Genomic DNA, 25,659 nt, shown 5'->3' with positions numbered 1-25,659 from the left:
CGGCGCTCATCCCGCCTTCAATCCAAGAGGTTTCTCATGTCTTTTCTCGATACGCTGCGCACCGCCTTCAAGGGCGGTGACGCGGGGCGTATGCCTCTGGCGCGCTCCTATGTTTCGCCCTGGTTTCATGCTTTCGAGACTCAGGGCACCCGGCCGCCTTACGAATATCGCCGGGCGGCAGGCCATGCCGTGCTCGAAAACCCGGTCGCGCAACGCTCGCTGCGGATTGTGATGGAAGCCATCGGGCAAGTGCCCCTCACCGCTGCTTCGGACATGCGCGCGGCGAAGCTGTTGCACGCTTCCAGCGCAGGGCAGTCGCTGCTCGAAACACTGGCCGCGCATCTGCTGTTGCATGGCAATGCCTATGTGCAGATCATGAAGGATGCCGCCGGGCAGCCGGTGGAACTCTATGCCCTGCGGCCCGAGAGGGTTTCGGTGATTGCCGGGGCCGATGGCTGGCCGGCGGCCTATCGTTATCAGGTGGGGGATACTACGCTGTCCCTGCCGCTGGAAGACGAAGCGGGCTGGCCCAATATCGTGCATCTCAAAAGCTTCCATCCGCTTGACGATCATTACGGGGCGGGCTGTCTGCAAACGATCGAACAGGCGGTCGCCATCCATAATGCCGCTGCCGACTGGAACCGGGCGCTGCTCGAAAATGCGGCCCGCCCCTCGGGCGCTCTGATTCATGAAAGCGAAGACGGAATCGGCCTCAGCGCCGATCAGTTCGAACGGCTCAGAACCGAATTGCAGCAGGCCTATGCCGGAGATGGCAATGCCGGGCGGCCCATGCTGCTCGATGGCGGGCTGCGCTGGCAGAGCATGTCGATGACGCCCGCCGATATGGATTTCGCAACGCTCAAAGCCTCGGCCGCGCGCGATATTGCGCTGGGTTTCGGGGTGCCGCCGATGCTGCTCGGCCTGCCCGGAGACAATACCTATGCCAATTATCGCGAGGCCAATCGCGCTTTGTGGCGGCTGACGCTGCTACCACTGGCAGGCAAGATCCTTTCGGGCATCGCCGAGGGGCTGGAAGTGTGGTTTGCCGGGCTGACGCTCGAAGTGGATCGCGATCAGGTGCCCGCCCTGTCCGAAGATCGCGAGAAATTATGGGCGCAGGTCGCCGGAGCGGATTTTCTCAGTGCGAAGGAGAAACGCGCCATGCTCGGCCTGCCGCGGAACGGAGAGGCGCAATGAAACAGGAAACCACCCTTGCCAGCCTGATCGCGCAGGCTGCCGAAGAAGGCAGCGACCTCACGACCCTGCGCGCGATTATCGAGGAGGCGAGCCAGCATGGCGCCGACCGTGTGCTGCATCGGCTGGGCCTCGCGGATGACAATGCGCAAAGCGATATCGACGAATTGCGCGAGCTTCTGCGCGCCTGGCGCGACGCCAAGGCGAGCGCCTGGAAAGCCGTGGTGGACTGGATGGTGCGCGGCGTAATGGCGCTGCTGCTGGTCGGGATCGCAATGCGTATGGGCGTGCCGGAGTTGCTGAAATGAGCCGTGCCTCCGGAATCCGCCACCCCGCCGCAACCGCGCATAGCCGTGTAACCCAAAGCACCGCGCCGCTTTCCATCGCCGGCTATGCGGCTTTGTTCGACCGGGAAGACCGGGCGGGCGATATCATCCTGCCCGGCGCCTTCGCCCGCAGCCTCGCCGAGGCGGCCGATCCCTTCCCATTGCTCTGGGAGCACCGTCCGGAAAAGCGCATCGGCACGGTCGGCTGGCTGGGCGAAGACAATCGTGGCCTGCGCATCATCGCCCGGCTCGACAGCAGCCGGAGCCGCGCGGCCCATGCGCTTTACGACCGTACGGTAACGGGCCTGTCTTTCGGCTATCGCGCGCGCGCCTTTCAGCCGCTACCCGGCGGGCGCCTGCTCGAAGATATCGAACTGATCGAAGTCAGCCTCGTCACCTATCCGCTGCAAAATGGCGCGCGCGTGCATCTGGTTCACTGACGCAGAGCCCCGCCCTGCCCCACGCCCTGCCCTGCCCCCCTGTTCCGTCCTTTCCCTCTTCCTCCTGCCAGCCGCCTTTCCGGGCGGCTTTTTCGTGCACGTTTCCAACCCCGAAAGGTGAAATGCCCCATGGATATGACTCCCGAAAACACCCCGCTCGAACAGAGTTTCGACCTCATTGCCCGGCAGGATGAAGCCGATAAGGCAATCACCGAATTGCGCGGCGATATGGACGAGGTGAAGACCCGGCTCGACCGGGTAAGTCGCGCCGCCGCCCGCCCCGCTCTGGGGCGCGACAATCCTGCCAGCCCCGAAGTGAAGGGCTTTGTCGATGGCTATCTGCGCCGCGGATCGGAAAAGGAAATCAAGAGCCTGTCCGGTGCCACCCCGCAGGATGGCGGCTATGCCGTGCCACGTGAAATCGATGCGATGATCGCCCGCGAGCTGATCGAAATCAGCCCGATCCGTCAGCTCGCTCAGGTCGTGCAGGTCGGCAGTGCCGGCTATCGCAAGCTCGTTTCCACCGGCGGCACAGCCTCGGGCTGGGTCAGCGAAACCGCCGCTCGCCCGGAAACCGACACACCCGAATTTGCCGAAATCGCACCGCCCACCGGCGAACTCTACGCCAATCCGGCGGCCAGCCAGGCCATGCTCGACGATGCCGCCTTCGATATCGAAAGCTGGCTGGCAAGCGAAATCGCGATGGAATTCGCCCGCGCCGAAGGGGCCGCTTTCATCAAGGGCAATGGCACCCATCAGCCACTCGGCTTCCTGTCTTCGCCGGTCTCGCTCGCAGGCGATGCCGTCCGCCCGTTCAAGACGCTGCAATATATCGGCAGCGGTGACAGCGAGGGTTTCGACACCAATCCCGAAGCGAAACTGATCGACCTCGTCCATACGATGAAAGCAGGCCACCGGCAGGGGGCGAGCTGGGTGATGAATTCCTCCACCCTCTCCACCGTGCGCAAGCTGAAAACCGCCGACGGAGCTTTTCTGTGGCAGCCGGGCCTGATCGAAGGCCAGCCCGACCGGCTGCTCGGCTATCCGGTAATCGAAGCCGAAGACATGCCCGATATCGCCGCCAATGCTTTCCCGATCGCGTTCGGCAATTTCAAGGCCGGATATCTGATTGCCGAACGCAGCGCGACCACGATCCTGCGCGATCCCTTCACCAACAAACCCTTCGTCCATTTCTACGCCACCCGGCGGGTCGGCGGACAGGTGCTCGACAGCGCCGCCATCAAGCTGCTGAAAATCGAAGCCTGAGACGCCGCAGGGCCTTTTGCCACCCCGTAGCAAGGCCCTGACGAACCGCCTGCGCGCCCGTGCCTCCTGCCTGTCCTCCCCTCCGGGCAGACGCATGGGCGCGCCCCTTTTCCTGCCCATTGTGGAGACCGCCATGAAGCGGGTAATCGTTACGCGGCCCGACCTTTCGGGCAGCGCGCTCGGTGAGCTGAAAGACTGGCTCGCCATCACCGCCGGCAGAGATGACGCCACCCTCGAAGCGCTGCTGCATAGTGCCTGCGATATGTGCGAAGGCTTTACCGGCCTCATGCCGCTCGAAAACCAGTGCGAGGAAGTGCATCCCGCCGCACCGCCTGGCCATGGAGGCTGGCGCAGCCTTGCCACTCATCCGGTCAGCGCCATTACACAAATCCGCTGGCTGGCAGATGACGGCAGCACCCGGCCGCTGGAAGCCAGCGACTACCGGCTCGATCTCGGCGACGACGGATGCGGCCTGTTCCGCCTGACAGCAGCGCCGCAGGAAAGCCGGATCGTCATTCGCTTTACCGCCGGCCTGGCTCCCGGCTGGACCGGCCTGCCCGATGGAATGCGCCACGGCATCCTGCGGCTTGCCGCGCATCTCTATCGCCAGCGCGATCGCGGCGACGAGGGCAGCGCACCGCCGCTCGCCATTGCAGCCCTGTGGCGGCCATGGCGGCGGATGCGGCTCGCATGATCGCCACCCTTCTCCATTCGCGCGCACTGGCCGGAAAGCTGGCTGAAAAAGCGCGCCACCTCGCCGAAGCAGCCATCATCGAACAGGCGCATACCCGCCGCTCCTCGCCCGAGAAATGGCGCGATCCGCGCCTGCTCTGGCCGCTCATCCACAGGGAGTAAGCCCATGGAAACCGCCTTGCGAATCCTGCTGGCAGACTGGCTGCGCACCGATCCCCTGCTCCAGACAGAGCTGAACGCCGTCACCGAGGAAGCCCCTTCCCGAACCAGCTTCCCCTGGCTCGGCATCGCCGCCAGCGCCAGCACAGACTGGAGCACCAAAACCGCGAAAGGGCGCGAAGTCCGCCTCGCCTTCGAACTGCACTGCCGGGGTGACGATCCGGCCATGGCTGCGGCCCTGACCCGTGCCATCGAGGAAAGGATCGAAAGCCTGCCCGCCGGTCAGCCCGGTTTCACCATCGCTTCCACCACCTTCCTGCGCGCCCGGGCCGAGCAACGCCCCCGGAATCTGCGCGCCATCCTGCTCGAATACCGCTTCCGGCTACTGGCCGCCGAAGCCTGATCCCATTTTAAGGAGACTGCCCATGTCCGCCCAGAAAGGCTCTGCCTTCCTTCTCAAAATCGGTGACGGTTCCGCCGATCCGGCCTATGCCACCGTAGCGGGGCTACGCACCACGCAAATGTCCATCAATGGCGATCCGGTGGTCGTCACGCATAAGGAATCGGGCGGCTGGCGCGAATTGCTGTCAGGCGCCGGAACGCGCTCCGTCTCGGTCAGTGCGGCGGGAATTTTTCTCGGCAGCAATGCCGAAAATGCCTGCCGTGCTCATGCGCTGGCCGGCACGCTGGAAGATTATGAACTGTCCTTCGAAGATGGCGAGAAACTGCGCGGGCGATTCCTGATTCAGCGGCTCGATTATGCCGGGGATTTCAATGGGGAGCGCAATTATACGCTCCAGCTCGAAAGCTCAGGCCCGGTACTGCCGGTATGAACGCCCCGATCAATGCACTGCGCGGTGAAGCTGTGCTGACGGTGCACGGCACACCGCACCGGCTGCGCCCGAGTTTCGCCGCGCTGGTGGCTGCCGAAGAAGAACTGGGCCCGCTTTTCGCGCTGGTGGAACGCGCCGGAGCGGGCGAATTGCGCTTGTCCGAAATGGCCTGCCTGTTCTGGCACTGTCTGACCGAGCGCAACACCGTAACACGGGAAGCCGTGGGCGAAGCGGTGCTGGCGCTCGGTCTGGCCGGAGCGGCGGCGCCCTTGCGGCAAGTGCTCGGGCAGATTTTGCAAGGCCGCGCATGAGCGAGCGTTTCGCTGCCCACGCATTGCGGCTTGCCAGCATAACAGGGCAGCTCTGGCACTGGCGGCCGGACGAATTCTGGCAGGCGACCCCTGCGGAGATAGTGCTGCTTTTCACGCCGCCCGATAGCGATAGCAGCAGCGCTGCCCCGCTCAATCGCACAGATATAGACCGAATGATGGAGCAAGAGCGCCATGGATGACGAAATCGAAACGCTGCTGGTCGATGTGCGGGCCAGCACGCAGGGCTTCCGGACCGATATCGAAACGATGCGCGGAACGCTCGACACCACGCTGGTCGATGGTTTCGCCAAAGCGGGTGACGTGCTTGAAAGCGGGTTGTTACGCGCTATCCGGCGCGGCCATCTCGGCTTTGACGATCTCAAACGCGCGGCATTGACGACCATGAGCGAAATCGCCGCCCAGGCAGTGCAAAGCGGAATTGGCTCGCTATTCGGGGATCGCCGGACCGGACCGCCATCACCCGGAAGCGCCGGTGGCTTGCTGACATCGGCCATTGGGGGGTTGTTGGGCTTACCCGGCCGGGCCACCGGTGGCCCTGTGGCACCGGGGCAGGCCTATATGGTGGGCGAAAGAGGTCCCGAAGTTTTCGTACCGACCAGCGCCGGACGGGTCGAAACCCCGGCCGCACAGGACAGCACGCGGAAAGTCTCGGTTGGCATCACTATTGCCGCGCCGCGCGGCAGCCACACCCCGGCCATTCTGCAACGCTCCTCGCGACAGGTGGCAAGCTCGGTCCGCCGCGCGCTGAGCGAAATCCAGGCTTAAATCAGGAGAGCGCCTATGGCTTTCGCTTTGATAAAACACCGCGACGGGCAGGATAGCGACCATATTCAGCGATTCGATCCGCGTTTCTGGACGGTCGATTTTCCGCGCCCGATGATGGCGAGTGTCGTCACCACCGGGCCGGACAGCCTGCGCGTGGATGCTGAATTTCATCGCAAAGGCGATCTTGCCGGACTGATCTGGGCAAGTGAGGATACACTCGATCACCCGCTGCTCGGCTACCGCACCGACCGCAATTACGCCCGCACTACTCTGCGCTTCCGCTGGCGCTCGGCAGGTGTGCTGCCGCTCGATGCCGTGAACGGGCCGACGCTGACGATCGAAGGCCGGGACGCAACCGGCGCGGCCCATATCTGGCTGGTCAGGCTGTGGAATTATGCCGAAGGGGCTCCCGACAATGCGCTCATCACCCTGCCCTTCTCCGACCTTGCCGGAGGGTGGAATGTGGATAATGGCGGCGGCGATCCGGTCTGGCCCCGCAATATAGACCGCCTGTTCCTGTCGCTCACCCCGCCCGGTTTCGTGGCGCAGAGCGAAGATCTGCTACCCGCCCGCGCCAATGGCTATGTCGAACTGAGCGAAATCCTTTGCGAAGGCGACAGGCCGATGCTGGAGGTGGGCGATGTGCTGGTGCCACCGCATGGCGTGCAGATGGCGACCGCCTATGATGACAGCTATAATCAGACGCCTGCCCGGCTGCTGCGCAATCTGCGCGGGCTCGGCTATCGCGGGCGGATTCTGCATTATGTCGGCATGAGCCATTTCTACCGCCTGACGCGCGATAATGGCACGCTGCTGGCCGATGAAGCGGGCATATTATGCACACCCGCACAGAGCTGGCACGGCAATTTCTTCGCGCTATGCAAGGCGCAGGGATATGAGCTTATCGCCTCGCTATCCTATGAATTACTGGCACAGAACTGCCCTGCATCCTGGCAGCAACGCACTGCCGATGGCACACCGGGACGCACCGGCTGGGACCCGCCATCCGCCCTGCTTTCGCCCGCGAATCCGCAGGCTATGGGCTGGCTGCAGGCGGTGGCGGGGCGGTTCGTCACTCTGCAAAAGCAGGCCGGTCTGCCCGTTCTGTTCCAGATCGGGGAAGCCTGGTGGTGGGTAACACCCGATGGCGCCATTTGCCTCTATGACGATGCCGCAAGCACCGCGCTGGGCGGCGATCCGGTGGCCATTCCCGATATGCGTGCCGCTCTGTCGGCTCCGCAGACCGCACTGCTCGACAATGCCGGCGCACTGCTTGCCCAGTCCACCGCTGCATTGCGCGATGCGGTTCGCACAGCAGCCGGAGAGACGGAAACCGAAGTGCTGCTGCTCGCTTTCACGCCTACCGTGCTGGCAGCGGATATGCCGGAGCTTTATCGTGCCAATCTGCCGCAGGGCTGGGCATATCCGGCTTTCGACCGCTTCCAGCTCGAAGATTATGACTGGCTCACCGCCGGGGCCGAAGCGGTGCGCCTCGCGGCTTACCGTAAAGTGCAGGACCGCCTCTCTTATCCGCCCGAACAGCAGGATTATCTCGCCGGTTTCGTGCTTCAGCCCGAAGATGCCGAAACCTACTGGCAGCGTATCGATGCGGGACTTGATGAGGCCGCCAAACGCGGCATCGACCAGCTCTATATCTGGGCACTGCCGCAGGTCACGCGCGATGGATACACGCATTTTCCATCTTTCGAGGAAACCGACATGCAGGCTTTCGACGATATTCTCTACCCGCTCGCGCCGGGGCGCGATGCCGCTGTCAGCCCTGAATTTTCGACCGCCGTGGCAGTGACCGCATCGGGGCATGAAAGGCGTAACAGCCGGTGGAGCGATGCACGGCTTTCCTACGATGTCGGCCCCGGCATTCGCTCGGAAGAGGAACTGGGCGTGCTGCTCGCCTTTTTCCGCGCCCGGCGCGGCGCAGCACGCGGTTTCCGTCTGGCCGACCCTTTCGATTGCAGCTCTCATGGCATGACCGGTACACCCACCCCGATCGACCAGCGGATCGGCACGGGTGACGGGCTGACCGCCACATTTCAGCTGGTTAAACGCTACGGTTCGGGTGACGATCCGCAGATCCGGCCGGTCACCCGCCCGCGCGCTGCAAGCATACAGGTAAGTGTGGACGGCTTGCCGGTGATTGACGGCTGGACGCTGGGCGATGGCGGCACGATCCTGTTCGAAACCGCCCCCGCACCGGGCGCCGATATTCGCGCGGGCTTCCTGTTCGATGTCCCCGTGCGCTTTGCCGAGGACCGGCTGGACATTACCGGCGCCACCTTCGCCGCCGGCGAAGTGCCGTCGGTCCCGCTGATCGAAATCAGGGAGGCGGTATGAGCCGGGTCTTCTTTCGCGAACAGCTCGAATGCGTGGCGATCTTTTGGCGAATCGCCCGCCGCGACGGGGTCGTGCTCGGTTTCACAAGCCACGATCGCGACCTGTTCTTCGACGGTATTCTGCACCGCTCCGCACCGGGGATCACCCCGTCCTCGATACGCCGCCATGCCGATCTGACCATGGATGCCGCCGAAATGCAGGGCGTGCTGACGCACAGCACCATCAGTGAGCAAGATTGCGCACAGGGGCGCTATGACGGTGCGCAGATTCTCGTCGGCCTCGTCGACTGGGAAAACCGCGAGGATACAGCCCTGCTCTATCGCGGAGAAATCGGCGCCATCAGCATGGAGAATGGGCGGTTCAACGCCGAATTACGCTCGGCCAAGGCGCAGCTCGATCGTGATCCGATACCGCGCACCAGCCCGACCTGCCGTGCGTCCTTTTGCGGCCCCGGTTGTACGCTGAGTGCGGCACGTTTCACCCATGAAGCGCGTCTTGCCGCTATCGATCCGACAGAAAACCGCGTCACCTTCACCGGTGCTCCCGCCCTCGACAGGATGGCCGGCGGCTCACTGTGCTGGCTCGACGGACCGCAGGCCGGATTGCGCATGGAAGTGATAGAAGCCGGTGCCGCCGGGCTGATGCTCGACAAGGCGATATCGGAAAGCATAATGCCCGGCACTCGCGCTCTGCTGCGCGAAGGTTGCGATCACCGGCTGGAAACCTGCCATCAGCGCTTTACCAACGCCGCCAATTTTCAGGGTGAACCCTTTCTGCCCGGCAATGACGCGATCACCCGTTACCCCACTTCGTCCAGCGCATGAGCACGCAGACGCAAACACAGGCACAGGCACAGGCACTCGTTGAGGCCGCCCGAACCTATATCGGCACCCCTTTCCGGCTTCATGGTCGTGACCGGCAGCACGGGCTGGACTGCCTCGGCCTGATTCTCGCAGCTTTGCGCGATACCGGCCATCGCTGCCCCTCTCCTCCACCCTATGCCCTGCGCAACAGCAGGATCGATCCGCTGCTCGCCTTCGCTGCGAATAGCGGACTGATACAGGGCCCTCCACCTTTTCGCACAGGCGATATCCTGCTCGGGAAAGTCGGGCCGGCCCAATGGCACGCCGCCATCGCTATGGGCCCCACCGGCTTTATCCATGCCCATGCCGGTCTGCGCCGGGTGGTGCAGACACCGGGCGCCTTTCCATGGCCCTTGCTCGGCCTGTGGCGCTGCCCTTCCAACTGAAAGACCTCTCCATGGCTACTCTTGTCTTTACCGCCGTCGGCACCGCGCTTGGCGGGCCGCTGGGCGGTGCGCTCGGATCGCTGGCCGGTCAGCAGCTCGACCGCACATTGTTCGGCCACGACCGGCAGGGCGCACGGCTCAATGAACTGGCTGTCACCACGTCAAGCTACGGCACGGCGGTCGGCCGCCATTATGGTCGTATGCGAGTGCCGGGCAGTATTATCTGGGCCAGCGAACTGATGGAGAATGCCGAAAGCACCGGTGGCATGAAAGGCGCGGCGGCGACCACGCAATATAGCTATTCGGTCTCCTTCGCGGTCGCCCTCTCCAGCCGTCCTGTCGCTTCGGTCGGACGAATCTGGGCCGATGGCAATTTGCTGCGCGGTGCGGCAGGCGATCTGAAAACAGGCGGATCTTTCCGTCTCTATCGTGGCGGAGGAGACAATGCGCTCGATCCGCTGATCGCTTCGGCGGTTGGGGGTGCCTGCCCGGCCTTTCGCGGGCTTGCCTATTGCGTGTTCGACACTCTTCAGCTCGCCGATTTCGGAAATCGAATCCCCACCCTGAATTTCGAGCTGTTCGGCGAGGAGGGCGAAGTCGCGCTGGTCGATCTGCTCCCGCCGGAAACCAACGCGAAGGACCCGGCACTCCCCGGCCTTGCCGGTTTCAGCCATGAGGGCGGGAGCTTCCTCGATCTTCTGGCAACGGTGAACTCAGCCTATCCTCTGGCCTGCAATGCCGATGGAAACGGACTGACGATCGTCTCTGCCGCGCAGCCTCCCGCAGAGATTCCATTGCTTCCCGAACCGGCCAGGGCGCTGGATGGCGAAAGCTTCGGACAGATGACCGGCCAGCATCATCGGCGCAGCGCTGCCGAGGCCACAATTCCGACTGCTATCCGCTATTACGATCCTGCGCGCGATTATCAGCCCGGTATGCAGCGTGCCGGGGGACAGGCTTTGCCCGGAACGACCGCTACGATCCAGTTCCCCGGCGCGCTGGATGCACAATCGGCCCGCAATATCGTCAATGCCGCCCGTGAAAGGGCTGGCTGGCATAGCGAAAGCATCGCCTGGCGCCTTGCCGAACTCGATCCTGCGCTCGGTCCCGGCAGTGTGGTGCGCCTGCCCGGCCATGCCGGATATTGGCGTATCACAAGCTGGGAATGGCGCGATCAGGGCGTCGAGCTGGAACTTGTGCGTCTGCCGCGCGGTCCGGCACGGGAGGATCCGGCAGAAAGCGGCACGGTGTTGAGCCCGCCGGACAAGCAGGCGACCCCCACACTTCTGCACGCTGTCGAACTGCCATGGGACGGGTCGGGCAACATGGCGAACCGCATGATCTATGCCGCACCATCCAGCATCAGCTCGGGCTGGACAGGCGCAGCGCTCTATACCGACCGGGAAGGGCAGTTGCACCCCATCGGCTCCTGCGGACCGCGCCGTGCCATCATCGGACACAGCCTCACAGCCTTGCCACCTTCTCGCGCCCTGCGTTTTGAAAGAGAGGCAACACTCGATATCCTGCTAGCCGCGGAAGATTTCACGCTGGACGATGCCAGCCCCGAACAGCTGGCTGCGGGCGCGAATCGCGCGCAGATCGGCTCAGAAGTGATTCAGTTCGCCCGTGCAACGGCTCTGGGCGGAAGCCATTGGCGCCTGTCAGGCTTGCTGCGCGGGCGCGCGGGCAGCGAAGGCGACGCTTATGCCGGGCAACAGACCAATAGCGATTTCACGCTACTCGACGAACGGCTGGTACAGCTCGATAGCGCCGATATTTCTACCTTTGAGGGAACACGGATTCTCGCCCTCGGCCTTGCCGATGACGAGCCGGTTTCCGCATCTCTCGTCACACCGGGCCGGAGCCTGAAACCGCTTACCCCGGTTCATCCCAAAGTGACGCAGAACGGTTCCGGCGATTTCCTGTGTCAATGGACCCGCCGGGCACGCGGCGCATGGGAATGGCGCGACGGTGTGGATGTGCCGCTCAATGAGGAACGCGAAGCCTATCTGGTCGGGATCGGTCCGGTCGATTGGCCCGACCGGCAATGGGAAAGCGACATGGCGTCCCTCACCATTCCCGCGGTTCAACTAGCCGGAGGAACCGGCAAACCTCTCTGGGTCCGGCAGAAGGGCCAGTTCGCCCTGTCCGACCCGCTTCTTCTCACTGTCATTTCCTAGGAGACTATCGTCATGCCCGACCCCTTATCCTTCACATCCACCAGCCCCCGCTTCGGCCTGCCCATGCTTTTCGCCGGACAGGCGCAAAAAGAGTTTTTCGTCAATGAAGCTCATAGCCGCACCGATGCGCTGCTCCATGCAGCCATTGAAGCCGAACAGGCCGAACCGCCGACCTTTCCTGAAGACGGGCAATGCTGGCTGATCGGTCCCGACGCCAGCGGCGAATGGGTTGACCGGGAAGGCACTCTGGCCTGCTGGCAGGCGGGAAGCTGGCTGTTCATACCCCCGCGTGACGGAATGAGCCTGTTAGACCGAAGCAGCGGGCAGATCATCCGCTATGCCGGTGGCTGGAAACGGCCCTCCACCGTTACCGGTCCCAGCGGCGGCGATACAGTGGACAGCGAAGCAAGAGCAGCCATTGCAGGGCTCATCGCCAGCCTGATCGATGCCGGTATCTTTCCGAATATATAAATTTCGGACCAAAAGGCAGAGTTACACGTTGGTAATCGACATTCTGACTGGAGGAACCTGTATGTCGACCTATCGTTTTGCCGCGCTTTTGCCGCTTACTATCGCTCTTGCCGCCTGCGGCGGTACGCCTGAAGAAAGTGCCACCGACGCTCCTGCCGAAACCGCGACCACCGGGCCTGAAGAGCTGGGTACAGCACAACTGGCCATGGCTGACGGTACACCGGCCGGCACGGCAACATTGCTGGCCGATGGCGACGCTATCGAAGTTTCGGTCAACGCAACCGGCCTTGAAGAAGGCGAACATGGCTTCCACCTGCACCAGACCGGCACATGCGATGCGCCCGATTTCAAATCCGCTGGCGGGCATCTCAATCCGGATGACAAGGAACATGGCACCGAAAATCCGAATGGTGCCCATATGGGCGATATGCCCAATCTGACCATTGGTGCCGACGGCACAGGTTCGGCCACGGTCACGCTGGATGGTGATCGCGACCATATTCTGGACAGCATTTTCGACGATGACGGTACGGCGGTTGTGATCCATGCCGGCCCTGACGATTATAAAACTGATCCGGCTGGCGATGCGGGAAGCCGCATGGCCTGCGGCGTAATGGAAAAACCTGCCGCGACTGAAGAAGACGCTCAGGCAGTCTGATCGGTCCAACTGTTAAACACCGCCCGTCTGACTTTCGAGTCGACGGGCGGTTTCCGGTATAGCCCGGCAGGCCCGCCACAGGGCGAAACACCCGAAGGGCACTGCCACCAGCACCGCTTTCACACCCGTTCCAAGATTGCCCGTCGCTGTGGAAACATAGCCCGCCGTGAAGGGCCCCAGTGCAAGACCGATCAGCGTTGTGCCAATCAGGAAAATGGCTGTCGCCGTTCCGCGCATATGCGGTTTGACAAGAGCCTGACTCGCCGATGCCGAAGCCGAAAGCCCGGTCGATGTGGCAAATTGCAGGGCAAAGCTGATCGCATAGAACAGCACAGCACTATGCGTACCGTAACCGATCAGGATCAGCGGTACAGGGAGAAGAAGGCCAATCGACAGAACGATGGCACGCCCTGCAGGGATTCGATTGCCGAGACTATCCGCCAGCCGTCCACCGCCGATTACCCCCAGAAAGCCACCCAGCGCCGCCGGAGCGCCCAACAGCCAGCCCAGTTCAGTCTTGTCTACGGCAAACTGCCGCTCGGCAAAGGGCGCTGCCCAGTAGGTGACCGAATAGCCGACAAAACAAATCGCCCCATAAGTCACGACGATTCCCATGAAAGCGGGGGAGCCCCAGGTAAAACGGAAAGTTTCCGGATCGTCATGGCGCAATGCCAGAGCCCAGCTCAGCACAGCATATATGCCCGTCGCCAGCAGCCAGAATTGCATCGCACTGCCTGTCAGTGCCGCAAGTAACGCAGCCGTGAGAGCGAGCACCGCTGCCATGGTCAGATTGGCGAACAGTGCTCCACTGCCTCTGCGCGCCGCTCCCAACAGAGTGAAAGGCGGAATCACATCGGCACAGTCACGCAACAGCTTGCGCCACTGCGCCTCTGCGGGATGCCAGCCTTCGGGCCGGGCCGGTTCGCGCAAGGAAAACACCCAGGCGGACAGCAGCAGGCCCGGCAGGCCGACGGCCAGAAAAGCTGCCTGCCAGCCTGCCAGCCCGAGTGGCCCGCCTGCAGGAAAAGCCGCATTCCAGCTCTCTACCACTGTACCGCCGATCACCAGCGACAGGCCGCTACCGACAAACAGGCCAGAAGAATAAATCCCGACCGCCGTGCCGCGCAAGCGCTGCGGAAACCAGTCTCCGATGAGCGAATAGGCGCAGGGATTGGCCGTCGCTTCGCCGACCCCCACCCCGATCCGCGCGACTGCCAGAGCCCCGCCATGGCGCGCCAGACCTGACAGAGCCGTCATTCCCGACCAGAGCAGCAACCCGATGCCGAGCAGCCGGGTCCGGTGCCAGCGATCCGCCAGCCGCCCCAGCGGAATGCCAAAAAGCGCATAAAAAATCGCAAAAGCCGTCCCATACAGAAAACCGAGATCGGCATCGTCAAGCGCAAGATCCGCTTTGATATCGTTCGCGAGAATCGAGAGAATCTGCCGGTCGACGAAATTCAGGAAATAGACCAGCACCAATATGCCCAGCGCATACCAGTGATAAAACGGCACAGTGCCATTACCCGTGTCCCTGCCCGCACCAGCCTGAGACATATCAGTCGAGCGGCGGCTCTGCGGCGTACTGCGTACGATCCTCTACACCTGCATCCGCAAAGCCCTTGCGCCGCAAGCGGCAACTGTCGCAAGTTCCGCAAGCGAGCCCTTCAGGCGTCGGATCGTAGCAGGACCAGCTCTGCGCAGGGTCCAGACTGAGCCGCGCAGCCTCGCGCGCAATATCGGCCTTACCGAGAAATTGCAGCGGCGTATGAATGGTGAAACCCTTGCCCTGATCGCCCGCTTTCGTGGCGAGAGTCGCGGTTCTGGTGAAGCTTTCGATAAATTCGGGGCGGCAATCGGGATAACCCGAATAGTCGAGTGCATTGACGCCGATGAAAATATCCTGCGCCCCGATCGCTTCGGCCCATGCCAGCGTCAGTGAGAGGAAAACCAGATTGCGTGCCGGAACATAGGTGACGGGAATATCCTCCCCCACGCCGCTCTTGGGCACATCAATGGCATCGTCAGTCAAGGCCGAACCGCCGAACTGACGCAAATCGAGCGGCAAAATCACATGGCGAACGGCCCCGAGATCGCGGGCAATGGTTTTTGCCGCCTCGATCTCGCAACGATGGCGCTGATTATAATCGATGGTGAGGGCATTGATGCGATAGCCCTGCTCCAGTGCCAGCCCGGCCGACACCATGGAATCGAGTCCACCGCTCAGAAGAATGACGGCATCGGCATCTTTTCGTGATTCATCCAGCATGACTGTGCGCTAGGCCGCCCTTCGCTGCCGTGCAAGCCCCGCTGCCACAGAGCGGCGACCAGGACTCAGCAGGAACCCACGCGCCGCAACTCCGCATCGATAGAAAAAGGCCGGCCATTCGAAATGCCCTGAGTCTTGAGCTGCGCCAGCTCGCTCGATTCCTTGCGAATCGAGGTTCGGCCATAGCCATTGCCGTGGCAGGTATATTGCACGATCACTTCCTTGGGCGTGTCTTTCACCACGAAGCGATCGCATCCCGGCTGGCGATGCTCGATCTGGATGAACTGACGGCCATCATGCATGCAGATACGCTCCCGCTTTTCAGCTCCGCGCATACGCAATTCCCACAGGCCCTGATCGAGCCCGTCCAGCATGGCAAGCGAGCCGCTGCCCTGAGCCAGCGCCGGAGCCGCCACACCAAGGACGGCAGCTATGGCCAGCCAGCGACCAGGCTGCGCTTTTACCATGCGCATAAAACGAGAGAGCAGAGATGTGGTCATAAGACGCTTTATAGCATACCTAATATGAACGGCCAATTGCCCCCCATATACGACGAATGGAAGACCCGGTTCCCAAACTGAAGTCGAAACCTCAGTCCTGAATTTCGAATTCGCGCGAACAGAAGGCGCAATCGACCCGGATAATACCTTCTTCATCGCTCATTTCGCGCCGTTCTTCTTTGGGGAAACGTGCCAGCACATCCTCGAAATGCGTAATCGTGCATCGGCACCCGCGCGTGAGCAGACGCCCCTGCTCGACCCGGACTTCGGATTCCTCATGAAACAGGCGCCAGATCACCGCTTCCTGTGACAGAGCGGGATCGATCAGCTCTTCATGCCGGATACTGCCAGCGAGAATCGCCACATGGTCCCATTCGGGATGGTCCATCCGCACATGCAAACGCTCGCGTCCTTCCTCACCTTCGGGCAGATGCTGAACCAGAAGGCCTGCGGCCACGCAGCCATCCGGCCCGGTCTTCACCGCTGTACGGATCAGAGTAGGCACCTGTTCGCTCTGAGCGAAATAGGACTCTACGGCTTCAGACAGCGAATCACCTTCCAGCGGTACGATCCCCTGATAGCGCTCCCCGCCCAGCGCGAGATCGAACGTGATCGCCAGATAGCCTTCACCGAAGAGGGAAGACAGGCCGGGATTGGCGCCCAGCCCCGCAAAACGCTCAGGATCGTGCTGCACATAACCGCGCAGTTCGCCATCGCGATAATCGCAAACGAGCAATTCCACGATGCCGCTTTCGGTCTGCGCCTGCATAGTAAGCTGACTGCCTTCATCCTTCAGCAACCCGCCCATCAGAGCGGTCAGGACCAGAGCTTCCGCCAGCAGATGCTTCAGCGCCGGCGGATAGTCATGCGATGCAAGGATAGTATCGAGCACCGGGCCGAGACGCACGGAACGCCCCCGCGCATCACGAGCGGGAAGCGAAAAGGTCAGAATACGGTCGAACCCGGTTTCATCGGCCGGGAGGGGAGAGGGATTCATATTGTCGGTCATTACAAAACCATATGGGAAGCGTAATAGCCCCCGATAAGCCCCCTTCTCCCTGCCAAAATCCGGAAAAGCGGCAAAAAGGGGAGACAGAGGCAGGTTCACCACCCGCCCCTGCTCAATTTACAGCAGACCGAAACACCACAGAAGAATGGACTTCTGGCCGTGAAGGCGATTTTCCGCTTCATCGAAAACGATCGATTGCGGTCCTTCGAAGACGCTTTCGCTCACTTCCTCGCCGACATGAGCGGGCAGGCAATGCAAAAAGCGCGCATCGGGTTTCGCGAATGCCATCAGCGCCTCGTTGACCTGATAAGGGGCCATCGCCGCCAGCTTTTCCTCGGCATGGGCCTGCCCCATCGAAACCCATGTATCGGTCACGATAATATCCGCCCCCGCTGCCGCGGCCTGCGCATCGCGCGTCAGCACGATATTGGCCCCGCGAGCCCGGGCCTGATCGACAAATTCAGCATCCGGATCATACCCTTCCGGTGTCGCCACCCGCATGTTGAACTTCATCAATCCTGCGGCTTCGAGCACTGAATGCAGCACATTATTACCATCCCCGAACCATGCGATTTCGAGCCCGGGAAGCGGTTTTCCATGCTCCACAATTGTCAGGAGATCGGCCACGATCTGGCAGGGATGCGACCGGTCGGTCAAACCGTTGATAACCGGCACAGTGGCATGACGGGCCATTTCTTCAACCTTGGCATGGTCATCGGTGCGAATCATGATCGCATCGACCATCCGGCTGAGCACACGTGCTGTATCGGCAATCGGCTCGCCGCGACCAATCTGAGTGGTCCCCGCATCCATAATGAGCGCATCGCCCCCCAGCTGACGCATAGCCATATCGAAGCTCACCCGTGTCCGGGTGGAGTTTTTCTCGAAGATCATCGCCAGAGTACGGCCAGCCAGTGGCGCATCTGCATCGGATTGGCCTTTCGGCCAGTCGGCACGCGCAGCCTTCCGGTCCTGCGCATCCCCGATCATCGCCGCAATCGCATCGCTGCCCGCATCGGACAGATCAAGAAAATGCCGTAGAGTCATCAGTCTCTCTCCGGTTGAGGGTAATCGCCAGCCCCTTTGGACAACTTATCGAAAAATTCGTCCATCTCGGCATCGCCGATGACGAGCGGTGGCAGAATTCGTAGCGTACTGTCACCTGCAGCCACGGTCAGTAACTGGTGGTTATCCCGCAGATGCTGCATGAAAGGCCGTGGCTCGACCTTCATTTTCAGCCCCAGCATCAGCCCCTTGCCACGCACACCTTCGAACAGCTCGGGATAGTTACCGATAAATTGTTCCATACGCGTACGCAGCCTTTCACCCTTGGCGCGCACTTCAGCAAGAAATTCTTCATTGGCCACGACATCGAGCACAGCCATGCCCGCCGCCATGGCAAAGGGATTGCCGCCATAAGTGGAACCATGAGCACCGAAGCCCATGCCGCGCGCTGCCTTTTCCGTGGCGAGACATGCCCCCATCGGGAAACCGCCACCAATACCCTTGGCCGTCGCCATGATGTCGGGCTCGATCCCATATTGCTCATAGGTGTAAAGCGTTCCGGTCCGGGCTACGCCGGTCTGCACTTCATCAAGCACCAGCATCAAATCATGCTCATCGGCCAGAGCACGCAGACCTTCCATGAATTCCGGCGTGGCTTCGCGAATACCGCCTTCCCCCTGGATCGGCTCAACAAGGAAGCCCGCCGTATGGGGACCGATTGCGGCTTTCACACCTTCCAGATCATTGAAATCGACATATTTGAAACCAGGCAGCAGCGGCATGAAGCCCTTATGCATCTTTTCCTGACTGGACGCGCTGATCGTCGCCATGGTCCGGCCATGAAAGGCATTATTGAAGGTTATCAGTTCGAAACGCTCTTCATTGCCATCATGCTGATGATAGGCACGCGCCGTCTTGATCGCCGCTTCGACCGCTTCGGCACCCGAATTGGTGAAGAAAACCGTATCGGCAAAAGTGTTATCCACCAGACGTTGCGCAAGCGCTTCGCCTTGCGGGCTGCCATAGAGATTGGAGACATGCATCAGCGTCTCTGCCTGTTTCTGCAAGGCACCGATCAGTCCCGGATGCGAATGGCCCAGCAGATTGACCGCAATCCCCGCAGCAAAATCGAGATATCGCGTGCCATCTTCCGAAATCAGATGGCAGTGGTCGCCTCGGACAGGCCGCACGCCGCACCGGGGATAAACGGGCATAAGCGGAGAGATGGACATCGCGTATTTCCTTGCAAAACAACAGGCCTTCAGGATCTGGCCCGGAATAAGGATAGAACTGTAAATAGATAAAACGACAAATGGCGGCTCCGGAAAGAACCGCCATCTGCATCCGTTTATGATTTCTGCTCTGAAACCGGCGCGATCACCGGCCTGAGAGCGGCGTGTCAGTCCTGAACGGGCACAAGATTGACCGCCGAGTATTTCCCTCGTCGATCAACTTCGAGATCGAACTCGAAACGTTCCCCTTCTTCGATGCCAGACAGGCCGGACCGTTCCACTGCGCTGATATGAACGAAGGCATCTTCCTTGCCATCGTCCCGCACAATGAAACCGAAGCCCTTCATTGCATTGAAGAATTTGACTGTGCCAGTGGCTTTTTCACCCGTCAGCTGACGCTGGGGAGCCCCGCGGTCACCGCGGTCGCCACTGTCTCCGCCGCCGCGCGGCTGCTGCACCGGAATCACATCACCGACAATCTGCAGATCGGCTGCCGAAACCTTGCCGCCGCGATCGACCAGATTAAAAGCCAGTTCCTGCCCTTCGGCGAGGCCTTCCAGCCCGGCGCGTTCCACCTGGCTGATATGCACGAATACATCTTCGCCGCCTTCATCGCGCTGGATGAAACCGAAACCCTTCTGCGTATTGAAGAATTTAACCTTACCCTGGCCGGTACCGACCACCTGAGCGGGCATGCCTCCGCCGCGGGGACCGCGACCACCGCCGCCGCCTCCACCGAAGCCGCCACCACCGCCGCCGCCGCCGGAAAAACCACCGCCACGATTGCCAAAGCGGTCATTTCCTCCGAAACGATCGGAACCGCCAAAATCATCGCCGCCACCGAAACGATCACGACCCGAACCCGGAAAAGCGTCAAAACCTTCTTCGCCAAATCCGTCTCGTTTGTCGCGCCCACGACCGCGACGACCTCTATCGTAACCCATGAACCTTACGTACCTTCACTTCGCCCTCACCAAACATCCGACAACGAGGGCGAATCCGTGCCGAACAGACAATGGAGGCTTTTCCCCCCGAAATTATCCGGAGATACTTATAACCTAGATGACGCCGTATAGCGAATGTTTTAAGAAGTCACCTGTAAGACTCTCGCGATTTTACAATACAGTCTTGCGCTTACTGCTTGTCAGTACCGCATGGCTTGGGCAGAAACCGCCCCTATGGATATTCTCGCTCTTTTGTCGGATCCGGGCGCCTGGGCTGCCTTGCTGACTCTGGTCGTACTGGAAATCATTCTTGGCATCGATAATCTCGTTTTCATTGCGATTTTGTCGAATAAATTGCCGGTACAGCAACAGAGCAAAGCCCGCCGTGTCGGGCTCGGGCTGGCGCTTATCATGCGAATCGGCCTGCTTTTACTGATCGGATGGATCGTTACTTTACAGACGCCGCTATTCGATCTCGGCCTCCAGGGCGCACCGGGGCCGCATGGAGAGCCGACTTTCGAAACCGCCTTTTCAGGGCGCGATCTGATCCTGCTCGCCGGCGGCCTGTTCCTGCTGTGGAAAGCAACCAAGGAAATTCATCACAATATGGAACCCGATGACGCTTCGGGCGAATTACTCGATCACAAAAAAGGGCTGGGCGAAATCACCTTCACCGCCGCCATTGCGCAGATCATCGCGCTCGACCTGGTGTTCTCGATCGATTCGATTCTCACGGCCGTGGGGATGACCGATCAGGTCCCGATCATGGTCACAGCGGTCGTCATCACCGTGGGCATCATGCTGATAGCCGCAGATCCGCTGGCCCGTTTCATCGAAAACAACCCCACCCTCGTCATGCTGGCACTGGCTTTTCTTGTCATGATCGGACTGGTCCTGATAGCAGACGGTTTCGGCTTCCATGTGCCCAAGGGCTATATTTACGCTGCAATGGGCTTCTCCGTTGCGGTGGAAGCGCTCAACATGGTCAAGCGCAATCGCCGCCGCGCGGCGGCCCAAACAGAAAAGGAAGCCTGACGATGAGCGATTTTCGTCATCTTACCCCCACCATGCTCGTCAGCCCGCAAATCACCTCCGGGGATGTTGCGAAAGCCGCTCAGGATGGTGTGACCATGGTAATTAATAACCGGCCCGATGGAGAAGCGGCCGATCAGCCAGAGGGGGCCGAGATCGAAAACAGCGCGCGCGAGGCCGGGCTGGACTATGTGGCGATCCCGATCACCCATGCCGGCTTCAGCGAAGCGCAGGTCAATGCCATGGTCGATGCGCTGGGCAAGGCCAAAGGACCGATTCTCGCTTATTGCCGTTCAGGTACTCGCTCCACACTGCTCTGGTCGCTGGCGCAGGCGCTGCTCGGCAAGGATAAGGAAGAGATAATCGCTGCCGCCGAAGGGGCAGGATACGATATTTCACCCATCGAACCGGCACTGGATATGTATGTGGCAAGAGGCCAGCAGCTCTGACGGCTCCTTTGGCCAGCCGTTAAATACCGCATCGAAAAAGGGGCTTTTCAGCCCCTTTTCCTTTGTCGGGAATGGGCAGATTACAGATCACAAGGTACCGATGGCATTCACCAGCGGCTTGATCGCATCACCATATTTTTCCGCGCGTTTGACCGAGGTCGTGTAGATCGGCTTGCGCACCTGCGTCACGCTGGCGGTCTTCACCGGCCGGCTGGACTTATGAAAATCAAGCAGGCCCGGATTCCAGTCCAGCCCGAGAAATTCGATAAGATCCTTCGCCTGCTGCTCCGTATCGGCGACCACATCCTCGTAATAGACGGTTTTCATCACCCCTTCGGGCAGCACCTTTTCCCAATGCTTCATCAATGCATCATACTGACGGTAATACCGTCCGAGTTCCACCATGTCATAGCTGTGCGGCATGTCGTCCTTGAACAGCTTGGTGAAGGTCGAAAGACAGGTATCGACCGGATCGCGGCGCGTCTGGATGATCTTCGCATTCGGGAAAAGGATGTTGATCATCCCGATAAAGAAGAAATTGGTCAGCAATTTATCCGTGACCATTTTGGCATCGCCCGCATTGCGGAAGATGGCCTGCTCATAGCCTTTGGCCACCAGATCCCACTGCCCGGCGGACATCTCTTCGATCATCGCCGGATAGGTAGACAATGAAGGGAAACGATCACGCAAGGCCAGCAGCGTATCATTGAGGCATTTGACCTCCCCGGCCCCATAGACATCTTCGTGACCGGAAATGATTTGTTCCACCAGCGTCGATCCCGAGCGGGGCATGCCGACAATGAAGACCAGCCGGTCGGTCATATGGCCGGCAAAGGGCCGATCCCTGAAAAGGGCCGCGGGGAACGCCTTCTTCACCTGCGCGAAAAACCCCTTCGCCTCTTTCTCATCATAACTTAGCTGCCGACGCTTGAGCTGCCCGCCCTTAATGTAATGCTCCATGGCATTTTCATAGCGTCCGTGATGTTCGAGCGCCCGGCCATAAGCGTAATGGAGCGGCAGACGCATTTCATCAGATAACGTATCGCTGTTCTGAACCAGCTTTTCGAGCTGATCGAACAAGGCCTTATCCTGCGAATAATCAATCAGATCGCTAATATTGGCATAAGCACCGTAAAGTGCAGGATTGATGTCCAGGCTGCGCCGCAACTGATCCCGCGCAGCGTCGAAATCGCCCAGAGACTTCAGAACAATGCCATAATAATTGATCGCTTCGGCGAAGTTCGGTGCCAGGCTGAGGGCTTTTTCCAGAGCTTCGCGCCCTTCCGCATAGCGGTTGGTCTCATGCAATATATAGCCCAGAACGGACAGTGCCTCGACATTGTTCGGATTGTTCTGCAGGGTGAGACGACAGGCCTGCTCTGCGGTCGACCAGTTATTGAGACGCATCTGGATTCGCGCTGTCAGCACCAGGCCGCGCTCATGCCTGGGGTCGCGCTGGAACAGTTCGTTCAACTGGCGCAATGCATCGAGATCCGCCTTTTTGGAATAAAGTATGAAAGCCAGATTGTAATAGGCTTCGGTATAATCGGGCTTCTGCCTGATGGCCTTGCGCAGAGCATGTTCGGCCTGATCGAGCTTGCCCGCTTCCCGCAGCAAAGTGCCCAGATTGGCATAGGCTTCGGGATAGGTTTCCCGAATGGCCAGCGCGTTCTGATAGGCGTCGATGGCACCGGCCCGGTCACCCGTGCGGCGCAGTGCATTGCCGAGATTGTTATAGGCTTCGGCAAAATCGGGTTTCAGCGCGATGGCCGTGCGATAGGACTGCGCGGCATCCTCATAGGCCCGGCTTTCGAAACGGATGATGCCGAGATTATTATGCGCTCTGGGGTTGCGCGGATCGAGATCGATCGCTTCGGTCAGGCTAACGGTCGCATCGGCCAGATTCCCCTGCAAACGCTGGACTTCGCCCAGATTGGACCGGTAGCTGGCTTTTTGAGGGGCCAGCTTCACAGCTTTGCGCAGCGAAGCCAGCGCTTCCTTGCGTTGCCCCTGTGCATTGAGGGCAATGCCGAGAATCGAATGGGCATCGGCAATATTCGGCTTATGGCGAATCAGTTGCCGGCAGATATTCTCCGCCTGCTTATAGCGCCCTTTCGCATAAAGCTGCCCGGCGATGGAGATGGCATCGGTCTCGGTCATACGCATACTGCCGGACTGAATCTTCTGGATCATCGCATCGAGGCGATCATCGCTCTGGGCGTGCTGCATCAAATCCACTTTCTGTCATTCGCATAAATTATATTTGCGCCCGCAATACGGGCGAAGCCCTGTGGCGTTAAAATAAGCAGGCTGCGCTGTCACGCTTCGGTTTCAGACCGGATGGCGCGAGCATCTGCCTGGCCCCCGGCGGGACGTCATGTCAAAGTGCCATATCGCCGCGCTCATTGGTCCGCACGCGAATCGTGTTGACGAGATCGAGCACAAAAATCTTGCCGTCACCGATCGCACCCGTTTTCGCGGCCTGCTGAATGGTTTCGACGACCTGCGGTGCCTGTTCGTCGCTCACTGCCACTTCGAGCCGCACTTTGGGCACCATGTTGATGGCATATTCGGCTCCGCGATAGATTTCGGTCTGGCCTTTCTGACGGCCGAAACCCTTGACTTCGGAAGCGGTCAGCCCGGCGATGCCCATCGCACTGAGCGCCGAACGAACTTCTTCGAGACGGGACGGCTTGATAACGGCAATGACGAATTTCATGCTTTCCCCTTAAATTTGAGCTTCTGAATACCCGTCTCGCCCGGGAAAGTCACCGTTTCTGAAAAACGCATAAAAAAGGGCCGGAGCAATCAGCTCCGGCCCATTCAGTTGACGTTCGCAGGAGGAACATCTGGAGGCGGTGATCGAGTGGAGAGGTAAAGCCCGATCACCGCCAAACTATGCGATCAGTTGTAAGCGCGTTCTCCATGTTCGCCGATGTCGAGACCTTCCTGTTCGACCTGAGGCGTAACTCGCAGGCCTGTCAGAGCCTTGGAGATGAAGATCGCAATGGTGGTGCCAACGGCAGCCCAGACAATCGCGATAATCACGGCAATGATCTGCACCATCACCTGAGCGCCCATCGCAGTCGAGCCATCACCCGGTCCGCCAAAGAAAGGCTGATAAACGATACCCGTGCCGATCGCGCCAATAATGCCGCCAATGCCGTGGATGCCGAAAGCATCGAGCGAGTCGTCATAGCCGAGCATCGGTTTGACCTTCGCAACCATGAAGTAGCAGACTACAGAAGCGACAATACCAAGGACAATCGCTCCGAAAGGCCCGGAATTACCGGCTGCCGGCGTTACCGCGACCAGACCGGCGATGATGCCCGAACAGAAGCCCAGAGCCGAACCCTTGTGGCCAGCGAGACGTTCCGCCAGCATCCATGCAAGACCGGCCGCAGCGGTCGCCACGAAAGTGTTGATCATCGCAAGACCGGCTGTGCCATCGGCTTCAAGTTCTGAACCAGCGTTGAAACCGAACCAGCCAACCCACAGGAGCCCGGTACCCACCATGGTAAGCGTAAGCGAATGCGGAGGCATCGGTTCTGCGGGGTAACCCTGACGTTTGCCGAGGATCATCGCAGCGACCAGTGCCGAAACACCGGCATTGATATGCACCACAGTGCCGCCCGCAAAATCGAGTGCGCCCATCTTGAACAACAGACCGCCACCAGCCCAAACCATGTGAGCTATCGGGAAATAGACGATTGTCAGCCAGATGGCGACAAACACCATCACAGCGGAAAATTTCATCCGTTCGACCGTAGCCCCGAGAACCAGCGCTGCGGTAATCGCAGCAAAAGTCATCTGGAAGCAGACAAAGACATATTCACTAATGACTTCATCAGAAAAAGTCGCGGCCGTGCTGCTCGGCGTAACCGAAGACAGGAAAAGACTCCCGCTGCTCAGGAAGTTGCCGATAAAGCCTTCCGAAGTGTTCGGGCCAAATGCCATGGAATAGCCCCACATCACCCAGATCAGCATGGCGAGAGCTGCCGCTGCACCGATCTGCGTCATGGTAGACAGCATATTCTTAGACCGGGTGAGGCCGCCATAAAAGAGCGCCAACCCCGGCACGATCATCATCAGAACCAGAATGGTTGCCGTCATCATCCAGGCATTATTACCGGGATTGGCAACAGCGGCAGCGGTGGTGGCCACTTCGGTTGCTTCGGCAATCGGCGTCCCTGCGGCGACGGCGCCTTCCGCCGCGTCCTGAGCCCAGGCAACGCTGGCTGTGGCAAGCGACCCGACGGCCCCCGCACCATATGCTAACTTGCGGATCATATTGTTCCCCCTCA

The 25,659-nt window shown here is 60.5% G+C and carries 29 protein-coding genes; 19 read left to right on the top strand and 10 right to left on the bottom strand.

What is annotated here, in order from left to right; all coding sequences use genetic code 11:
• The first annotated feature begins 36 nt into the window (after window positions 1-36).
• The 17 genes from D6851_RS10605 (at window position 37) to D6851_RS10530 (ending at window position 12,918) form a co-directional block, all read left to right on the top strand.
• On the top strand, window positions 37-1,197 hold the full coding sequence (locus tag D6851_RS10605) for a phage portal protein (RefSeq protein WP_120324882.1): 1,161 nt from the start codon (window positions 37-39) through the stop codon (window positions 1,195-1,197).
• Complete coding sequence (locus D6851_RS10600; protein ID WP_120324881.1) at window positions 1,194-1,502, top strand: DUF6127 family protein; 309 nt, start codon at window positions 1,194-1,196, stop codon at window positions 1,500-1,502. Before D6851_RS10605 ends, D6851_RS10600 begins: the two co-directional genes overlap by 4 nt.
• Window positions 1,499-1,960 carry an HK97 family phage prohead protease gene (locus D6851_RS10595; protein ID WP_120324880.1) on the top strand — a complete coding sequence of 154 codons (462 nt, stop codon included), beginning with the start codon at window positions 1,499-1,501 and terminating at the stop codon, window positions 1,958-1,960. The genes D6851_RS10600 and D6851_RS10595 overlap by 4 nt, the downstream gene beginning before the upstream one ends.
• Window positions 1,961-2,095: 135 nt before the next feature.
• A complete protein-coding gene (locus tag D6851_RS10590; protein ID WP_420797108.1) occupies window positions 2,096-3,226 on the top strand; it encodes a phage major capsid protein in 1,131 nt (376 codons plus the stop codon).
• 133 nt (window positions 3,227-3,359) lie between these two features.
• Window positions 3,360-3,920, top strand: coding sequence for a head-tail connector protein (locus D6851_RS10585; RefSeq protein WP_120325093.1), 561 nt, complete (start codon window positions 3,360-3,362; stop codon window positions 3,918-3,920).
• Window positions 3,917-4,081 carry a hypothetical protein gene (locus D6851_RS17760; protein ID WP_183030063.1) on the top strand — a complete coding sequence of 55 codons (165 nt, stop codon included), beginning with the start codon at window positions 3,917-3,919 and terminating at the stop codon, window positions 4,079-4,081. Before D6851_RS10585 ends, D6851_RS17760 begins: the two co-directional genes overlap by 4 nt.
• Before the next feature lie 4 nt (window positions 4,082-4,085).
• Window positions 4,086-4,481, top strand: a complete 396-nt coding sequence (locus D6851_RS10580; protein ID WP_120324878.1) for a DUF3168 domain-containing protein — start codon at window positions 4,086-4,088, stop codon at window positions 4,479-4,481.
• A gap of 22 nt (window positions 4,482-4,503) precedes the next feature.
• Window positions 4,504-4,911, top strand: a complete 408-nt coding sequence (locus D6851_RS10575) for a phage tail tube protein (protein ID WP_120324877.1) — start codon at window positions 4,504-4,506, stop codon at window positions 4,909-4,911.
• On the top strand, window positions 4,908-5,222 hold the full coding sequence (locus D6851_RS10570) for a gene transfer agent family protein (protein WP_120324876.1): 315 nt from the start codon (window positions 4,908-4,910) through the stop codon (window positions 5,220-5,222). Before D6851_RS10575 ends, D6851_RS10570 begins: the two co-directional genes overlap by 4 nt.
• Window positions 5,219-5,422, top strand: a complete 204-nt coding sequence (locus D6851_RS10565) for a phage tail assembly chaperone (RefSeq protein WP_120324875.1) — start codon at window positions 5,219-5,221, stop codon at window positions 5,420-5,422. Before D6851_RS10570 ends, D6851_RS10565 begins: the two co-directional genes overlap by 4 nt.
• The gene (locus D6851_RS10560) at window positions 5,415-6,008 is read left to right on the top strand and encodes a tail tape measure protein (RefSeq protein ID WP_120324874.1); all 594 of its coding nucleotides are present in this window, start codon (window positions 5,415-5,417) and stop codon (window positions 6,006-6,008) included. The genes D6851_RS10565 and D6851_RS10560 overlap by 8 nt, the downstream gene beginning before the upstream one ends.
• Before the next feature lie 15 nt (window positions 6,009-6,023).
• Window positions 6,024-8,360 carry a DUF2460 domain-containing protein gene (locus D6851_RS10555; protein ID WP_120324873.1) on the top strand — a complete coding sequence of 779 codons (2,337 nt, stop codon included), beginning with the start codon at window positions 6,024-6,026 and terminating at the stop codon, window positions 8,358-8,360.
• Window positions 8,357-9,184, top strand: coding sequence for a DUF2163 domain-containing protein (locus D6851_RS10550; RefSeq protein ID WP_120324872.1), 828 nt, complete (start codon window positions 8,357-8,359; stop codon window positions 9,182-9,184). Before D6851_RS10555 ends, D6851_RS10550 begins: the two co-directional genes overlap by 4 nt.
• Window positions 9,181-9,609 carry an NlpC/P60 family protein gene (locus tag D6851_RS10545; RefSeq protein WP_120324871.1) on the top strand — a complete coding sequence of 143 codons (429 nt, stop codon included), beginning with the start codon at window positions 9,181-9,183 and terminating at the stop codon, window positions 9,607-9,609. Before D6851_RS10550 ends, D6851_RS10545 begins: the two co-directional genes overlap by 4 nt.
• Window positions 9,570-11,789, top strand: a complete 2,220-nt coding sequence (locus tag D6851_RS10540; RefSeq protein WP_183030062.1) for a phage tail protein — start codon at window positions 9,570-9,572, stop codon at window positions 11,787-11,789. The genes D6851_RS10545 and D6851_RS10540 overlap by 40 nt, the downstream gene beginning before the upstream one ends.
• A gap of 12 nt (window positions 11,790-11,801) precedes the next feature.
• A complete protein-coding gene (locus D6851_RS10535) occupies window positions 11,802-12,260 on the top strand; it encodes a DUF2793 domain-containing protein (RefSeq protein ID WP_120324869.1) in 459 nt (152 codons plus the stop codon).
• A 61-nt stretch (window positions 12,261-12,321) separates the two neighbouring features.
• Window positions 12,322-12,918 carry a superoxide dismutase family protein gene (locus tag D6851_RS10530; protein WP_120324868.1) on the top strand — a complete coding sequence of 199 codons (597 nt, stop codon included), beginning with the start codon at window positions 12,322-12,324 and terminating at the stop codon, window positions 12,916-12,918.
• Window positions 12,919-12,930: 12 nt separating this feature from the next.
• On the opposite strand, the gene D6851_RS10525 is transcribed toward D6851_RS10530, so the two are convergent.
• From D6851_RS10525 to D6851_RS18210, 7 genes are all read right to left on the bottom strand, one after another.
• Complete coding sequence (locus tag D6851_RS10525; protein ID WP_120324867.1) at window positions 12,931-14,472, bottom strand: MFS transporter; 1,542 nt, start codon at window positions 14,470-14,472, stop codon at window positions 12,931-12,933.
• Between the two features lies 1 nt (window position 14,473).
• Window positions 14,474-15,184: a 7-cyano-7-deazaguanine synthase QueC gene (queC, locus tag D6851_RS10520; protein ID WP_120324866.1), complete on the bottom strand. Its 711-nt coding sequence runs from the start codon at window positions 15,182-15,184 to the stop codon at window positions 14,474-14,476.
• A 65-nt stretch (window positions 15,185-15,249) separates the two neighbouring features.
• The gene (locus D6851_RS10515; protein ID WP_238474035.1) at window positions 15,250-15,684 is read right to left on the bottom strand and encodes a DUF3617 domain-containing protein; all 435 of its coding nucleotides are present in this window, start codon (window positions 15,682-15,684) and stop codon (window positions 15,250-15,252) included.
• Between the two features lie 91 nt (window positions 15,685-15,775).
• Complete coding sequence (hslO, locus tag D6851_RS10510; RefSeq protein WP_238474034.1) at window positions 15,776-16,693, bottom strand: Hsp33 family molecular chaperone HslO; 918 nt, start codon at window positions 16,691-16,693, stop codon at window positions 15,776-15,778.
• A 117-nt stretch (window positions 16,694-16,810) separates the two neighbouring features.
• Window positions 16,811-17,740, bottom strand: a complete 930-nt coding sequence (gene argF / locus D6851_RS10505) for an ornithine carbamoyltransferase (RefSeq protein ID WP_120324865.1) — start codon at window positions 17,738-17,740, stop codon at window positions 16,811-16,813.
• On the bottom strand, window positions 17,740-18,930 hold the full coding sequence (locus D6851_RS10500) for an aspartate aminotransferase family protein (protein ID WP_120324864.1): 1,191 nt from the start codon (window positions 18,928-18,930) through the stop codon (window positions 17,740-17,742). Before D6851_RS10500 ends, argF begins: the two co-directional genes overlap by 1 nt.
• A 167-nt stretch (window positions 18,931-19,097) precedes the next feature.
• Window positions 19,098-19,874, bottom strand: coding sequence for a cold-shock protein (locus D6851_RS18210; RefSeq protein WP_120324863.1), 777 nt, complete (start codon window positions 19,872-19,874; stop codon window positions 19,098-19,100).
• 234 nt (window positions 19,875-20,108) lie between these two features.
• On the opposite strand from D6851_RS18210, the gene D6851_RS10490 reads away from it, so the two are divergent.
• Window positions 20,109-20,909: a TerC family protein gene (locus D6851_RS10490; protein ID WP_120324862.1), complete on the top strand. Its 801-nt coding sequence runs from the start codon at window positions 20,109-20,111 to the stop codon at window positions 20,907-20,909.
• A gap of 2 nt (window positions 20,910-20,911) precedes the next feature.
• Window positions 20,912-21,355 carry a protein tyrosine phosphatase family protein gene (locus D6851_RS10485; RefSeq protein ID WP_120324861.1) on the top strand — a complete coding sequence of 148 codons (444 nt, stop codon included), beginning with the start codon at window positions 20,912-20,914 and terminating at the stop codon, window positions 21,353-21,355.
• A gap of 87 nt (window positions 21,356-21,442) precedes the next feature.
• On the opposite strand, the gene D6851_RS10480 is transcribed toward D6851_RS10485, so the two are convergent.
• From D6851_RS10480 to D6851_RS10470, 3 genes are all read right to left on the bottom strand, one after another.
• On the bottom strand, window positions 21,443-23,584 hold the full coding sequence (locus D6851_RS10480) for a tetratricopeptide repeat-containing sulfotransferase family protein (protein ID WP_120324860.1): 2,142 nt from the start codon (window positions 23,582-23,584) through the stop codon (window positions 21,443-21,445).
• A gap of 151 nt (window positions 23,585-23,735) precedes the next feature.
• Complete coding sequence (locus D6851_RS10475; protein ID WP_120324859.1) at window positions 23,736-24,074, bottom strand: P-II family nitrogen regulator; 339 nt, start codon at window positions 24,072-24,074, stop codon at window positions 23,736-23,738.
• Window positions 24,075-24,259: 185 nt separating this feature from the next.
• Window positions 24,260-25,645 carry an ammonium transporter gene (locus D6851_RS10470; RefSeq protein ID WP_120324858.1) on the bottom strand — a complete coding sequence of 462 codons (1,386 nt, stop codon included), beginning with the start codon at window positions 25,643-25,645 and terminating at the stop codon, window positions 24,260-24,262.
• Between the last annotated feature and the right edge of the window lie 14 nt (window positions 25,646-25,659).

The sequence above is a fragment of the Altericroceibacterium spongiae genome (assembly GCF_003610805.1).
GTDB classification, from domain to species: domain Bacteria; phylum Pseudomonadota; class Alphaproteobacteria; order Sphingomonadales; family Sphingomonadaceae; genus Altericroceibacterium; species Altericroceibacterium spongiae.
This window is presented reverse-complemented; position numbering and strand designations above follow the sequence as displayed.